At 65.1% G+C, this 14457-nt stretch carries 14 protein-coding genes; 5 read left to right on the top strand and 9 right to left on the bottom strand.

Going from position 1 to position 14457, the window contains the following annotated elements:
• Nucleotides 1–9: 9 nt before the first annotated feature.
• Entirely contained in the window at nucleotides 10–2373 is a 2364-nt protein-coding gene (locus tag AC3A4M_RS09125) for a PrpF domain-containing protein (protein ID WP_498735406.1), read from the bottom strand.
• Between the two features lie 271 nt (nucleotides 2374–2644).
• On the opposite strand from AC3A4M_RS09125, the gene AC3A4M_RS09130 reads away from it, so the two are divergent.
• On the top strand, nucleotides 2645–3562 hold the full coding sequence (locus tag AC3A4M_RS09130; RefSeq protein WP_498732532.1) for a LysR family transcriptional regulator: 918 nt from the start codon (nucleotides 2645–2647) through the stop codon (nucleotides 3560–3562).
• A 47-nt stretch (nucleotides 3563–3609) separates the two neighbouring features.
• Here the strand turns inward: AC3A4M_RS09130 and AC3A4M_RS09135 are convergent, their stop codons facing one another.
• From AC3A4M_RS09135 to AC3A4M_RS09145, 3 genes are all read right to left on the bottom strand, one after another.
• Entirely contained in the window at nucleotides 3610–4821 is a 1212-nt protein-coding gene (locus AC3A4M_RS09135; protein ID WP_498735408.1) for an MFS transporter, read from the bottom strand.
• Between the two features lie 163 nt (nucleotides 4822–4984).
• Nucleotides 4985–6211 (bottom strand): glycine cleavage T C-terminal barrel domain-containing protein, encoded by a 1227-nt coding sequence (locus AC3A4M_RS09140; RefSeq protein WP_498735410.1) that lies wholly within the window; start codon nucleotides 6209–6211, stop codon nucleotides 4985–4987.
• 129 nt (nucleotides 6212–6340) lie between these two features.
• Complete coding sequence (locus AC3A4M_RS09145) at nucleotides 6341–6772, bottom strand: SRPBCC domain-containing protein (RefSeq protein WP_498735411.1); 432 nt, start codon at nucleotides 6770–6772, stop codon at nucleotides 6341–6343.
• Between the two features lie 181 nt (nucleotides 6773–6953).
• On the opposite strand from AC3A4M_RS09145, the gene AC3A4M_RS09150 reads away from it, so the two are divergent.
• Nucleotides 6954–7355, top strand: coding sequence for a VOC family protein (locus AC3A4M_RS09150; RefSeq protein ID WP_498735413.1), 402 nt, complete (start codon nucleotides 6954–6956; stop codon nucleotides 7353–7355).
• Nucleotides 7356–7579: 224 nt separating this feature from the next.
• Here the strand turns inward: AC3A4M_RS09150 and thiD are convergent, their stop codons facing one another.
• A complete protein-coding gene (gene thiD, locus AC3A4M_RS09155; protein WP_498735414.1) occupies nucleotides 7580–8425 on the bottom strand; it encodes a bifunctional hydroxymethylpyrimidine kinase/phosphomethylpyrimidine kinase in 846 nt (281 codons plus the stop codon).
• Between the two features lie 110 nt (nucleotides 8426–8535).
• Nucleotides 8536–9036, bottom strand: a complete 501-nt coding sequence (locus tag AC3A4M_RS09160; protein ID WP_498735415.1) for a hypothetical protein — start codon at nucleotides 9034–9036, stop codon at nucleotides 8536–8538.
• A 251-nt stretch (nucleotides 9037–9287) separates the two neighbouring features.
• Here AC3A4M_RS09160 and AC3A4M_RS09165 point away from each other — a divergent pair, with 251 nt between their 5' ends.
• Entirely contained in the window at nucleotides 9288–9992 is a 705-nt protein-coding gene (locus AC3A4M_RS09165) for a queuosine precursor transporter (RefSeq protein WP_498735416.1), read from the top strand.
• A gap of 45 nt (nucleotides 9993–10037) precedes the next feature.
• Here AC3A4M_RS09165 and AC3A4M_RS09170 read toward each other — a convergent pair whose 3' ends face one another.
• Nucleotides 10038–10451, bottom strand: coding sequence for an SRPBCC domain-containing protein (locus AC3A4M_RS09170; protein ID WP_498735418.1), 414 nt, complete (start codon nucleotides 10449–10451; stop codon nucleotides 10038–10040).
• 93 nt (nucleotides 10452–10544) lie between these two features.
• The gene (locus AC3A4M_RS09175) at nucleotides 10545–11336 is read right to left on the bottom strand and encodes a ZIP family metal transporter (protein WP_498735420.1); all 792 of its coding nucleotides are present in this window, start codon (nucleotides 11334–11336) and stop codon (nucleotides 10545–10547) included.
• Nucleotides 11337–11397: 61 nt separating this feature from the next.
• On the opposite strand from AC3A4M_RS09175, the gene AC3A4M_RS09180 reads away from it, so the two are divergent.
• The gene (locus AC3A4M_RS09180) at nucleotides 11398–12009 is read left to right on the top strand and encodes a DUF4126 domain-containing protein (protein ID WP_498735422.1); all 612 of its coding nucleotides are present in this window, start codon (nucleotides 11398–11400) and stop codon (nucleotides 12007–12009) included.
• Here AC3A4M_RS09180 and tgt read toward each other — a convergent pair.
• Nucleotides 11975–13243, bottom strand: a complete 1269-nt coding sequence (tgt, locus tag AC3A4M_RS09185; RefSeq protein WP_498735424.1) for a tRNA guanosine(34) transglycosylase Tgt — start codon at nucleotides 13241–13243, stop codon at nucleotides 11975–11977. The genes AC3A4M_RS09180 and tgt overlap by 35 nt on opposite strands.
• A 145-nt stretch (nucleotides 13244–13388) precedes the next feature.
• On the opposite strand from tgt, the gene AC3A4M_RS09190 reads away from it, so the two are divergent.
• Entirely contained in the window at nucleotides 13389–14456 is a 1068-nt protein-coding gene (locus AC3A4M_RS09190) for an FUSC family protein (protein ID WP_498735426.1), read from the top strand.
• Nucleotide 14457 lies beyond the last annotated feature (1 nt).

Genomic DNA, 14457 nt, shown 5'->3' on the forward strand with positions numbered 1-14457 from the left:
TGTTATTCCTTAGTCGACTTCGATGTCGTAGGTGTCTTTGAGCAGGCGCAGCACATACTTCTTGGTTGCATCCGTCACCGTGTAAGCCTCGGCAACGCGTGCGGGCAACTGTGCATCGGCCGTAATCGGGTAACCGCCCAGAATCTTGTCCGCTTTGGCGTTGAAGGCCTTGTCCGTGGCCATCTTGTGGGCGGACTCGCGCAGCAGCTTCACGGCTTCGTCCGGGGTGCCGGCGGGCGCCCACAGACCCTTTTGGTAGGTGTAGGTCAGGCCGAGCAGTGTCTTGTACGCTTCGAGCTTTTCGCCGCTTGGTTCGGTTCCATGCAGTTCGCGGTAGACCTCGACGACGGTGGGGACGTCGGGGAAGTTCGGATCGCGGATGACCTTGCCGTCTGCGTCCAGCTGGCCGAAGGACATCAGTACTACGGCTTTGCCTTCCTCGGCGATGCCTTCAACCGCCGAGCCATAGGAGGAAGTGGTGGTGTAGTCGATATCGATCTCGCCGCGCTGGAGCGCCAGGTTGACTGGCCCACGTCCCTCGAATCCGAACGTGGCCGTGGTCTCCGCCTCGAGCAGGTCGAAGGCGACGAGGGTAGTGAGGTCGAGGCCGGTCGCGCTGATGCCGCCGAAGACCAGCGGCTTGTCGCGGCCGATGAGATCCTTGACGGACTTGATGCCGGCGGCGGTCCGGGCGTAGATGACTCCGCCTGTTCCGTTGACCAGAACCGGCGTCAGGTCACTGAAGGAGTACTTGACCGCGTGCCGGCCGAGAACCCAGGGGACCACCGTGGTTGCGGTGCTGACAAGCAGCTCGGTGCCATCGTCCTTGGCGGACGTGGCGAAGTGGTTGCTTCCGGTGATGCCTTCGCCGCCGGACTCGTTGGTGGGCGCGAATCCAGGTACGCCGGGAACAAAATGGACCATCTCCGTGCCGATGAACCGTGCCCACGTATCGGTGCCGCCACCCTCCGCCAGCGGGATGACCATCTTGATGGTCTCCCCGGCGTAGTCTCCGTCCGCAGTCGTCACCGGCGGCCGCAGCAGTCCGCCGCCGAATACGGTGGTGCCCAGGCCGAGCGCGGCGAAGAGCCCGACGGCGGTCAGCACGGTGCGGCGCGAATGCTGCGGCGGATCGGCGAGTTCGGCCAATTCATTGTCGGCGGGCGGCAGATCGTCGCGCCCGTTGTCGTCGTCGTTATCCTGCGACGCAGGGGGCAGCTGGACCATCGGTGTCTCCTTTGACTGGCTGTGCCTTGCAGGTTCCAGTGCGTGCCCTTCAGCAGCACGCAGCGGGGGCAGCGGAAGCGAAGCGCGGGCAAGGATCCTGGCGGTGCGGACCGAGCCGACGATTTCGCTGCCGTCCAAGGTGCTGCGCCACGTGGAAATGATTCCTGCCGGCGTGCGGATATTCAAGGAAGTGCCCGCAGGTGACTTGAGGGCACGTTCGACAACTGTGCCGGGTGTACCCGCCGCCAGCGTCAGGCCGATGCTCCCGGTGATGGCCAAGGCGGGGTGGGGGTTGCCCATGGAGAGCATCATGATCTGGACGTCGGCCTCGCCCGGGCTGTCCGACGGCGCGGCGATGGCCAGCTTGGGGATGGCACGTTCGGCGCTTTCTGGTGTGTCGGACAGGCCCATGGCGACGGCGCCGGCCCGGCGGATCGCGTCCAGATTCTCCAGTTCGGGCAGTACTTCCAGGCCCCACTCCCGGAAATCCGTCTCGCCGAGTCCCGCTGTGGTGGCGGAAATGATCACCAGCGGCGCCCCGGCATCAACCATTGAAGCCTCGACGGCGCGGCCGCCCACCATCAGCAGGTCGGCGGCGTTGCCTGTCGGCAGAAGGCTGCCGGTGGTCTTGCCTGCCGGCTCGACGAAGCCCAAGCCCACTTCGGTGCCCGGGAAGGGTACACCGGGAATCATCGTGTCGAGCTCCGGTTGCCACTTGCCGCCCGGCGTCGCGACCCTCTGCACAATCTGCTGTTGTGTGTTCGTGTTGAGGGCACGGACCAGCGTCTCGTCCCCTTGCGGCTGGACCCAGCCGCGATCCATCGCGTAGAGGGCGACGACGGCGGAACAGTTGCCGCAGTTGCTGCCCCAGTCGACCTTGCCCTCGTCAATGCCGACCTGGGCGAAGGTGTAGTCAACATCCGTATCCGGTTCCTGGGAAGGGGACAGGATGACAGCCTTGCTGGTTGTCGAGGTCCCGCCCCCAACGCCGTCGACCTGTCGTGAGTCCGGGCTGCCGAAAAGCCGAAGCAGGACCTCGTCCACCGTGTAGCCGGGGATATTCAGCTGCTCTCGTTCGAACACCCAGCACTTGCTGGTTCCGCCGCGCATCCAGACGGCGTCGACTGATCTGGTAATTGTTCTCACCTACTTTAGGAATCGGAGATTGGGTGCCCCGATGTGATGGGGCCCACGAAGTTTGTTGATTCGATAGTGAGGGCAGCGAGAGTTAATTACCAGTTACCAAAACTGGACTTGTATGTAGTGTTTCTTCATTCAGGATGTGCTGGGGTCAGGAAGGGCACCAACAGCCAGAAAGACACCATGACGTCGGCCGCGGACTGGTCGGGAGTAGAGACACCATGTAGCTAAAACTCGTTTTCTAAAGTATGTTGAAGCAGCGCTAAAGGAGTCAGGCATGCTGGATATCAAGAGACTGCAGATATTACTGAAGGTTGTCGAGACAGGTTCGGTTACCGCCGCGGCAGACGAGTTGTTCTATACCCCGTCGGCGGTGTCGCAGCAGCTGCGCAAACTAGAGGAAGAGGTGGGTCAGCCGCTGCTCCAGCGCCGCTCCCGGGGCATGGTGCCTACCGATGCCGGGCACGTCCTTGCCAGCCATGCCCGCTCTATCCTGAGGGAAATGGACGCAGCCGTTGCTGACCTTGCTCAGATCGCCGGACTCAAGCGCGGCAGCTTGAGCCTGGGTACGTTCCCGACGCTTGGAGGATCGTTCCTGCCGATCGTTATCAGCAGGTTCCGCCGCGAGTATCCTGCCATCCGGCTGGACGTACGCAGCAGCAGGCTCGACGGGCTGGTTGAGCTGCTTGCCAAAGGCGATGTGGGCCTCTGCCTCCTCTGGGAGTATGACTGGCACCGGCTTGATCCGAAGATGTTCGAGCTCACGCAGGTCTTCGTCGAACCCACGGTGCTGGTGGTCGGCGCCGAGCACAGGCTGGCAGGGATGGGCAAAGTTGAGATGGCCGATCTTGCCCAGGAGCAGTGGATTGTCCGGGCCAACGAGCATCCGGTGGCGGAAGTGCTCGAACGGAGCTGTAATTCCGCCGGCTTCGCACCCCATATTGCTTTCCAAGCCAACGACTACCAGGAAGCGCAGGCGATGGTGAGCGTCGGGCTCGGCATCGCTCTGGCGCCTCAGACTGCTGTCGTCAATCAGCATCCTGGCGTCAAGGTGCTGCAGTTGGGTGATTCCGTGCCGTCGCGGAGGGTCATGCTGGCCCAACGGCATGACAGAGTGCGGGCACCGGCGGAGGTGGCGTTCCAGTCAATGCTGCTTGCCGTCGGGGAGCAATGGAGCGCCGGCATCCACGCTTGATCGCTTGATACCGGTGCAACTAGCAGCCGATGCGGGCTCTGGTGCAGTTAGCGGTGCGCGAAGCTCAGGCCGAGGCGCTTCTCGCTCAGGTAGAGGCTCAGCCCGATTCCGAGCGCGGCGAACGTACAGGTCATCCACCAGGTGGAGTCCCAGCCCCCGGTGGCGGTGGCCAGCCAGGCGACGATGGCCGGCCCGGTGAAATTGCCGACGTTGAAGATCTGCTGCATCAGGCCCATGGCCGCCGGGGTGGAGCCGCCGGGCGGGGCCAGGTCGACGGCCATCCGCGTGAGCGTGGAGGGAATCGCGGCCCCGACCAGGGAGAACGCCGCCACGCAGGCGAACTGGATTGCAATGCCTCCCGGCACCGTGGTCCAATCCACCGCGAAGGTGAGCAACGACGTCGCACCCATGAGGATGAAGGTGGGGATGATGAGCCGGCGGGCGGTGACGCCGCGCTGCAGCAGGGGAGCGGTGGCGATGGCGCCGACGGCATTGAGGCCGCCGACCACTGCGCTGAGCACGCCCGGCCAGATTCCGGTGACGCCGTTCTGCTGGTAAATGGTCGGCAGGAAGCCAACGACGGCCATCCACTGGATGGTGTAACAGCCGAAGACGACGCCGGCCACCCACGGTTTCGGCGAGCGCACGGTCACGCCGATCCGCCGTACCGCTGCCTTTAGACCGCTGCCGTCGCCCGCCGGATCCTTCGGAACGAAGGCGAGCACCAGCGGCACCGGCACCAGGGTCAGGGCCGCCATGATCCACCACCACGTATGCCAGTCCGTCACCTGCAGCACGAGCGCGCTCGCGATCAGGCCAACGAACGTGGCGCATCCTTGGTAGGCGCTCCAGAATCCCACGGCGGTGTTGACCCGGCGCAGGGGAGTGTTGGTGCGGATCAGGCCGGGTGCGACCACGGTAGCCAGCAGGAATCCGGCACCTTCCACGGCCCGGCAAACCATCAGCAGTCCGGCGGTCTCCGCGAAACCGCCCACCACGGAGCCGGCGAACAGCAGGCCCAGACCGATCAGCAGGCAGCGGCGCGCACCGATCATCTCGGCGAACAGGGAGACGGCCAGTCCGCCCGCCATGCCGGCCACCTGCACGAGTCCCAGCAGCACCCCGGCCTCCACCAGAGACATGTCCAGCTCGGACTGGATGACGGGGATCGCCGACGGCAGCTTCCAGATATGCATGGCTGCGGTAATGCCCGCAAGCACGACGACGATCCACGCCGCATCCGTGCGCTGCCGAGTCATGACCGGAGCCGCCACAGCTCTCCTTCCGCCTTCGGGTCTGTCCGTCCACATTATCCGCAGGCGTACAAAGGCGGCGCCGGCCACGTAAGACGCGCCCCGCCGTCGTAATAAAGAGGTGTCTGACCCGGCGCGGGGTCGCCGCGGCGGGCTGGGCGGCGGTTGTTCAGTCCTTGGGTGTTGCCTTGGTGGGATCCACGAAAGGTTTCTGGACGACGGTTCCCGGGCGTTCGCCGTCGAGCGTATGGATAGTAAGTTCCGTGCCGAGGCGGCTGTGGGCGATCGAGACCATAGCCAGGCCGATGTTGCGTTCCAGCCGAGGGGAGTGGCAGGCGCTGGTGACTTCGCCGGCCGGGACGCCGCCGTGCGTCGTGACACGGAATGGTTCGATCATCGATCCGTCGTTGTAGCTGCCCAGCGGGTCGCCGCCGATCTCCACGCCGACCATGAGCCGGCCGATCCCGTCGGTGCGGGCCTTGCGGAGCGACTCCCTGCCAACGAAGTCGGCCTCCTGGTCCAGGTCAACCATCCAGTCGTAGCCGTAGCCGACCTCCAGCGGATTGGTGTTCAGGGTGATGTCGCAGCCGTACGCCAGCATGCCGGCCTCGATCCGGCGGATATGGCAGGGGCCGATCACGCGGAGGTCATGAGGTTGCCCGGCTTCCCAGATCGTATCCCACAGCTTCCCGGCGTCCAGGGTAGCGTTGTAGAGGTAGATTTCGTAGCCGATCTCGCCGGTGTAGCCGGTGCGGCTGACCACCACGTCCATGCCGTTTAGCGTGTGGTGCTGCAGGTGGTAGTAGGGCATGTCGAGGATCTGGGGCCCGAAGAGGTCGCTCATCAGCCCTTTGGCCTTGGGGCCCTGGATCTGGACCGGCGCGACGTCGACTTCTTCGACGGTGACGTCCCAGCCGCCGGCGTGCGCCAGCCCCATGGCCCAGAGGTGGACGTCGCTGTCTGCGAGCGAGAGCCAGAACTTGTCCTCTGCCACGCGGAGCAGGATGGGATCGTTGATGATTCCGCCGTCAGGAGCGGTGATGAAGACGTACTTGCACTGGCCTACCCGGCACTTGGTCAGGTCGCGCGGGGTGAGCATGTTGGCGAAGTCGAACGCCTGCGGACCGCTGATCTGCAGCTGCCGCTCCACGCCGACGTCCCACAGGGTGACATCGTTCAGCAGGGACCAGTATTCGCTGACCGGATCGCCATAGTGGCGCGGGTGGTAGGTGTGGTTGTAGACGCTGTAGGCGGCGACGCCGTGCTCCCGCGACTTCCAGAAGTAGGGTGATTTCCGCAGCCGGGTGTAGAGCGTGATGTCGGGATGCGGGACGGGGCCAGGCAGGTTCGCGGCGGCCTGCTGGGCGGGGCCGGAACCGGGAATGATCTGCGACATGCGGTGCTGCTCCTTCGAGAGTTTGGCGCCAGTCCGAACTCTTCAGTTGCGCATGCTGCGCAACGATGCGCCCTGTGCAGTTCATGGTGGCAGTCGCTGCGAGGGGCAGTCAAGGGGTAGCTTAACCGGCTAGCTTCGCTCGGCGACCGTCTTCACGCCCTGGACCAAGCTGTCCCACATGCCCTTCGAGTGCTCCGCCTCTTCGGCGCTGGGGTTGTTATCTTGCGAGAGGGTCAGCTTGGTCTTGTCTGCCTTGTTCTCGAGCGTCCATGTCAGCGTGTGGTAATTCTCCGGCACGTCGGCCTGACCGGAGAGCGGGCTGAAGTGTGTGTGCACCAGCCGCTTACCGGGTTCGACCGCAAGGATTACGCCCTTGTCCTCGTAGGCCTTGCCTTTCCACTCGCCCCGCCAGTTGACCGGGCTGCCAACGGTCCAGTCAGTGACGACGGTGGTGCCGAACATGAACTCCTGGATCGATTCGGGGTCCGTGATGACGGACCAGACTTGGCTCGTCGGAGCGTCGATCAAGATTGTCGAGGTGGCGACATAGTTCCCGGGCACAGCCTTCTCCTTCATCGAAGCAGCATCGACGCTGGCCCTAGATTACTCCCGCTGAGGGCAGTTCGGGAGGGCACTACGGGGCTGCCTGTTCCACTTCGCGCTCGAAGCGGGACCGCGCCGACGTACCGCCGCCGACCCGCCAGCGGTTGACGCCTGGGGATGGCTGGGACAAGATCGCGGAATGGAGCCATTGAGCAGTCGCATAATCCTGCGGCCTTCCGACCCGGCGAAGAGCCAGACCTTTTACCGCGACGCCCTGGGGCTGGCCGTCTACCGTGAATTCGGCGATCCCGAAAGTCCAGGCATCGTATTCTTCCTCGGCAACGGTCTGCTCGAGGTATCCGGGCAGCGCGGCGATGAGGGCGCCGGGCGGCTGGAGTTGTGGATCCAGGTCCGCGACATCGAAGCCGAGTGGAAGAAGCTTCAGGCCGCCGGGGTGGACATATTGCGTGCGCCGGTGGAGGAACCGTGGGGTTTGCTGGAAATGTGGATCGCCGATCCGGACGGCGTGCACATCGTGCTGGTGGAGGTCCCGGAGGACCACCCGATCCGGCGCGACACTCGGAATCCCCGGGAACTCTGACCAGCGGAATCTGTGGGCCTCTGCCCCACACGGGCCCCCGCCGTCGTCGTTCGACCTGGTCCCCGCTAACGACCCATGTTTAAAACGCGCCCGGAACATCGTCCCAAGTCAGCGGGACGCTTGAAGCCTAAAGTTGGACCGATAAGCCTGAACTTGGGTTTGAACAGGGCGGAAAAGGTGCGGAAACGCCTGAAAGCGAGCGGAACGGCCGCCGGACCCGCGCCTTAGTTGGCGAAGCCCTGCCACAGTGCGTCGAACGGGGCGTGGGAGGAGACGCGCGCCTTGATGCCCTCGGTCACGAAGGTCTTGGCGGTCCGGGCGGCCTCCAGCGGAGTGGCGCCCTTGGCCAGTTCGGCGGTTACGGCCGCAGCCAAGGAGCAGCCGGCGCCGCTGACGGCCACCTCACCGATTTTCGGTGCGCTGAGTACCTCGAGGGTCTCGCCGTCGAAGAAGACGTCCACGGCATCCGGGCCCTCAAGGCGTACGCCGCCCTTAGCCAGCACAGCAGCGCCGGAGGCTTCGTGGATGATGCGGGCGGCCTTTTCCAGATCCTCGACATTGTTGATCGTGATGCCGGAGAGGGATTCGGCCTCGAAATGGTTCGGGGTGACGAAGGTAGCCAGCGGCAGTACCTGCGCCTTGAGTGCCTGGTCCGTGTCCAGTGCGTGGCCGGGTTCCTGGCCCTTGCAGATCAGCACGGGGTCCAGCACGATGTTGTCCCACTCCTGGTTGCCCAGGGCGCTGGCTACCGTGTCGATGGTGACGGGGGAGCCGAGCATGCCGATCTTGACGGTCTTCAGCGAGCCCTCGTAGCAGGTCTGGATGGCTTCGAGCTGGTCGGCGATGACGTTCGCGTCGACCGGGACGAAGCGGTGGTTCCAGTTGTCCTTCGGATTGAAGGAGACAATGCACGTCAGGGCGGTGATGCCGTAGGTGCCGAGTTCCTGGAAGGTCTTCAGGTCCGCCTGGGCACCGGCGCCGCCGGTGGCTTCGGAGCCCGCAATCGTCAGCGTGATAGCGGGACGGGCATTCAGGGCAGCGTCGGCGGAAATGTCAGTGGAAGAAGGCATGCGTCCATTTTCCACCGTGACCCCCGTCGATGGCCAACCGGGCGCGATCCATGGGCCTGCACCGCCGTCGTTCCGCTGACCGGATCTGGGTTCCAACGGACCCGCACCCCTCAGTCGTAAACGGTCACGAGCTTCCACACCGAGGCCCGGCCGATTGCGGCGCACAGCCCGATCAGCGCGGCCAGCAGCAGCGTCTCCCACGCCGCCCCGCCGTACATCACGCTGAAAATCAACCAGGCCACCAGAGTAATGACCACGAAGAACACCAGCACGTGGACCCACTGGCGGCGCACCGGCCGCAGCGCCAGGCCCAGCAGGAAGGCGATGGGTGCGCCGATGATCAGGCCGATGCCGGCGGCGTAGAGCAGCACCACGAACGCCATCCCGAAGGTCGGCCAGACCTGCCGCCAGCTGAACGTGCCGCCGACGATCGAGATCAGCATCAGGGTGAGCGAGAAGGCGGCGATGGTGACGAAGAAACCGGTGAAGAACGCCAACGGGCCGAACGTGATGCGGTGGCCGGACTTGTGGTCCAGCAGTTCGTCCGCGAACTGCTCGTCCTCCGGCAGACCTGGCTCGAGAGGATCCGCGTTGGTCCCGTCCTGCGTCATTGCGTGCCCCTTCCGAGGTCAGTGACAGTCGCCGCGGCACTGTCCCCTGCCGGCGCCGGACTGAGGGTCTAACCCCAGAATAGATCGAAGCGCCGGTAACGCAACCATTCCTCCGGCGACGTGGGAGAATTGATGCCGGTCCGGGCGCAGACGGGCCCAGTGCTAATACAGCCAACGCTTTCGACGCCGGCACTACCGGCAGCATCGCGGCGTTGCGCGAACCACTACTTCCAAAAAGGTACAAAACCACAATGACTGACCTGCAGAAATCCCGCCCCGGCCATGCGCCGGCCAAGTTCGCCTCGATCGGCAGCCCGTATTTCGGCATCATGCTTGCGGCCATGGCCGTGGTGCTGATCCTGTCCAACATCGGCGCGTCCAAGGGCGTGGCCATCGGCCCGATCATTACCGACGGCGGTTTCTTCCTCTTCCCGCTGGCCTACATCCTGGGCGATGTGGTCAGCGAGGTGTACGGCTTCAAGGTGGCGCGCAAGGCTATCCTCACCACGTTCGCCCTGTCCGTTTTCGCCTCGCTCTGCTACTGGGTCATCATCGCGCTGCCCGGCTTCAACGACGATTTCGGCCTCGCCAAGCAGGAGGCGCTGGAGCTGGCCCTCGGCCCGGTGCCCTTGATTGTGCTCGCGAGCCTGCTGGGCTTCCTGGTCGGCCAGACGCTGAATTCCTGGATGCTGGTCAAGATGAAGGAGCGCTTCGGGGAACGCAAGCTGTGGGCGCGGCTGATGGGCTCCACCGGCGTCGGCGAATTCGCGGACACGCTGATCTTCTGCTCGATCGCGGCGTCGGTCATCGGCATTACGGATATCCCGACGTTCGTGAACTACGTCGTCGTCGGCTTTGTCTACAAAACCCTGGTTGAGTTCCTCTTCGTTCCACTTACGACGGCGGCCATCGGCTGGGTGAAGAAGCGGGAACCTTCGTACGGGGTTGCGTCCTAAAGCAGGCAGCGCCCTCACCCCGGGCCGCGCCCGGACGGCAGCGCCCTAACGCGCGGTTCTCTTGCCAAGGGCGGCGGCGATCCGATCGGCAACGTCGTGCCAGTGATCGAGCATCTTCTCCCGCTCAGCGGCACTGGCCAGATGCTCCTGGTGGAAGCCGATGGTGGTGCCTGCCTGTACCTGCATCAGCGTGATCTGCAGGATGGAATCGTGATCCCAGTCCTGCGGTTCCCAGGTCAGCCTGATCCGCTCGTGCGGGTGGAAACTGCGGATTTCGCCCCGGGTGCCGTCCGTGGTTTCATATTGGTCGCGGCGGCGGGTGCCGAGGGCCGTTTCGCCCAGCCACAGCGGCAGACCCTCGCCGATGAGGAAATCCCAGACCCGGGGCAACGGTGCTGGAACCGTCTTGCGGACTCCCATTTCCCAGCCAGCGTCCTGCGTTAATCCTGTTGGAGTCATGTACACCGGATTACCCGCTCGCAGGGCGTGCGTCAATGGCCCGGCCACGGGAAAGTGCGGCGGGGAAATGGGTGGAGAACTGAGCGGCCATCCTTAGGCGAGCGACAGCACGAACGACAGGACAAAACCGGCGGCGGTACTCAGCGCTACCGCCGGACCGCCGTGCTCGAACGCCTCGGGCATGAGGGTGTCCGCAAGCGAGGCGATGACCGCGCCGGCGGCGAAAGCCAGCGGCAGGGAGATGGTTTCCGGGTCGCTGCCCGACAGGGGACCGGCCCCAATAACGACGGCGATGACGAGCAGCACCGCACACGCCAGCCACAGGCCGAGGATCTTGCCCGTGGACTTGCCCTGGCTGCGCATGGAGGAAGCGCCGACGAGCGACTCCGGCAGGTTGGACACGAAGATCGCGGCCAGCAGGGCCAGCCCGCCGGTTCCTTCCGTCAGCGCGACGCCCAGGGCGACGTTCTCCGGCACGCCGTCGAGGGTTACGGCGGCCAGCAGGGCCATGCCCGCTGCACCCCGGGTGGATTCCTTGGTGGGCGCGCGGTCCTCGGCAGCCGCGTTGGTGTCGAGCTTGGCGCTGCCCTGATATTGGTCGGCCGGGGTAGGCCGCGACTTGGGCTGGGCCCAGCGGTCAAGCAAGGCACTCAAGGCGGTGAAGACCGCCGCGCCCACGAAGAGCCCGATGGCCGCCCGCCAGATGCCGCCGTGCTGGTAGGCGTCCTGGAAGAGCTCGAAACTCAACGCGGTGATCAAGGCGCCCGCCGCGAAGGAGAGCAACATGGCCAGGAACCGCTTGGGCAACTCGAACTTCACTCCGATGAGTGCGCCCAGCACCAGTGCGCTGGAAGCCACGGCGCCAAAAACCAGCGACGGTCCCATGGCGCCAGTATAGAAGCGTTTGGCCACGTCGGACCCGCTGAATTGGGATTACTCTTATGCCATGCTCGAAATCCTGACCGGCACGGGATTGTCTGTGGCAGCGGGACTGAATGCGTTCATTCCGATGCTGCTCCTTGGTTTGCTGGACCGGTACACGGACCTGGTCCAGTTGCCCGCCGAGTGGGCGTGGCTGGGCAACGGGTGGGTGCTGCTGATTGTGGGCCTGCTGCTGGTACTTGAGATCGCCGCGGACAAAATCCCGATGGTGGACAGCGTCAACGACTGGATCCAGACCGTCATCCGGCCGGCTGCCGGCGGCATCGTCTTCGGCAGCGGGGTGTCTTCGGAAACCGTGACCGTTTCAGACCCGGATGCGTTCTTCGGCGGCGACGCCTGGATCCCCGTGGTCATCGGCATTGTTATCGCCTTTGCCGTCCACCTGGTGAAGATGATGACCCGGCCGGTGCTGAACGCTGCGACCGTCGGCACTGCGGCGCCGGTGGTCAGCACGGCCGAGGACACGGCGAGCCTGTCGCTCGCCTTGGCTGCCGTACTGTTGCCAGCGCTCGTGATCGTGGTGATTGCCGCCGTCGTACTTGGTTTGTGGTTGCTGTACCGCAGGTTCCGCCGGCCGGGGGTCAGGCGTAGTAGCGTCCCAAGACCTCGTTTTTGAAGTCGAAGAAAGAGCCGTCCTCGATGGCCAGGCGGGCGTCGTCGACCAGTTTCACGGTGAAGCGCTCGTTGTGGATGGAGATCAGGGTGTGGCTGACCATCTCGTTGGCCTTGAACAGGTGGTGGATGTAGGCGCGGGTGTAGTTGGCGCAGGCGTAGCAGTCGCAGCCCTCCACCAGCGGGGTGAAGTCACGCTTGAACTTGGCGTTGGAGAGGTTTTTCCGGCCGTCCGGGGTGTAGAAGGCGGAGTTGCGGGCCACCCGGGTGGGGGAGACGCAGTCGAAGGTGTCCGCGCCGTTTTCGATGGCGGTGAAGATGTCATCGGGTTCGGAAATGCCCAGCAGGTGGCGCGGCTTGTCCTCGGGGAGTTCCTCGTTGCACCAGCGCACAATGGTGCCCAGGTTCTCCTTTTCCAACGCGCCGCCGATGCCGAAGCCGTCGAAGTTCATGGCGCCGAGGTCGCTGCTGGCCTTGCGGCGCAGGTCCTCGTACTGGGCGCCCTGGATGACGCCGAACAGCGCCTGGTACGGCCGGTGCGAACGCTCCTTGGTCAGCCGCTCATGCTCCACGATGCAGCGCTCGGCCCAGAGCCGGGTCCGCTCCAGGCTGAGCTCCTGGTAGGCGCGGGAGTTCATCAGCGTGGTCAGCTCGTCGAAGGCGAACATGATGTCCGCGCCGAGCTGGTGCTGGACCTGCATGGAGATTTCCGGCGTGAACCGGTGCCGGTCGCCGTTGAGGTGGGACTTGAACCAGACGCCGTCGTCATCCACGTGGGCGAGGCGTTCCTTGCCCGCCGCCACGCGATCATCGGCGCCGGAACCGGCCCCGGCCTCGGCGGCCGCGTCCATGTTGATGACCTTCTTGAAGCCGGAGCCCAGGCTCATCACCTGGAAACCGCCCGAGTCGGTGAAGGTGGGGCCGGCCCAGTTCATGAACTTTCCCAGACCGCCGGCCTCGTCAAGAATCTCCGGGCCGGGCTGCAGGTAGAGGTGGTAAGCATTGGCCAGCAGTGCCTGCGCGCCGAGGTCCTTCATGGATTCGGGGAGCACAGCCTTCACCGTGGCCTTGGTGCCGACGGCGATGAACGCCGGCGTCTGGATGTCGCCATGCGGGGTGGCGATGGTGCCGGTGCGCCCTTTGAATTCACCGCCGTTGGCCTCGACCTGGGCGGCGGTGGGTGGGGCGGTTTCGGACAGGCGTTTGCCTACGGTAAAGGAGAAATCAGATTGCGGCACCTATCCATTTTGCCTTACGCCACGGGGCTGGCGGTTCCGCCGGAGCCTTGTCTGACTGCTCACAAAATTGAAGCAGTCTCTTGTTTGCACGATAAATTGGCCGCACGTCCGGCCGTGGCAGGCTGTAAACGCTCGATGAAAGGCGGTGAGCCGTAACGTGAAACACCATGTGCGCGAGTTTTTCCGCGTGGGCCCGGCCCGCCGGGATCACGTTGTGGCCACGCGCTGTGCCGTCAGCGTGGGACTGCCGCTGCTCATCCTGCTGGCGGCGGGCCGCTTCGACCTGATGATCTTCGCCGCTTTCGGTGCCTTTACCGGAATATACGGCCGCGGCGAGGCCCACGGCGTGCGGCTCCGGCATCAGGGCCAGTTCGGCGTGCTGATCCTGCTGGTCATGTTTGCGGGCGCCCTGACCTCGGCGGTCGGCGCCGGCCCCTGGGGAATCGTTTTCGGCACCACCATCGTGGCCGGGCTGTGGTCGCTGGCGGTGAACTACTTCCAGCTGCGCCCCGCCGGGGTCATCTTCTTTACCTTCGGCTACGCCGCCGTCGGCTCCATCCCGCTGACGACGCCGCTCTGGCAGGCGATGCTGACCGGTCTGGCCAGCGTGGTGCTGGCCATGCTGATCGGCATCAGCAGCCGCTTGCGGCCGGCTTGGCGGACCTCCATGGCCGCGCCCGAACGCCGCATCCTGACTCCCGGGCATTGGCGCGAATTCGGCGTCGAAGCCGGCGCCAACGCCCTGGCCGCCCTTGCCGCGGGGGCGCTGGCAACGATGGTGGGCCTGGGCCACAACTATTGGGCGATGGTGGCCGCCGTGGCACCGATCGCCGGTCCGAGCCTGGCGCAGCGCGTGAACAAGGGCGTCCACCGCATCCTGGGTACGTTTGCCGGGGTGGCTGCCGCCGGACTGCTGCTGGCACCGCATCCGGCGCCGTGGGTAATGGTGCTGATAGTGATCGTGCTGCAGTTCGCTGCGGAGATGTTTGTGCTGCGCCACTACGCACTGGCGCTGATCTTCATCACGCCGCTGGCACTGCTGATGACCGAGCTGGCGGCGCCTACGGACCCGACCGCCCTGATGGTGGACCGCGCCATCCAGACGGCCATCGGCGCGCTTGTGGGCCTCAGCCTGGTCTACCTGATGCATCAGCGCACGCTGCGGGAAAAGACCCGCCGCCGGCTGCGGAAGCACCAGGATCCCGAGGCCTGAC

Source organism: Arthrobacter sp. Soil_C_60 (assembly GCF_057656375.1).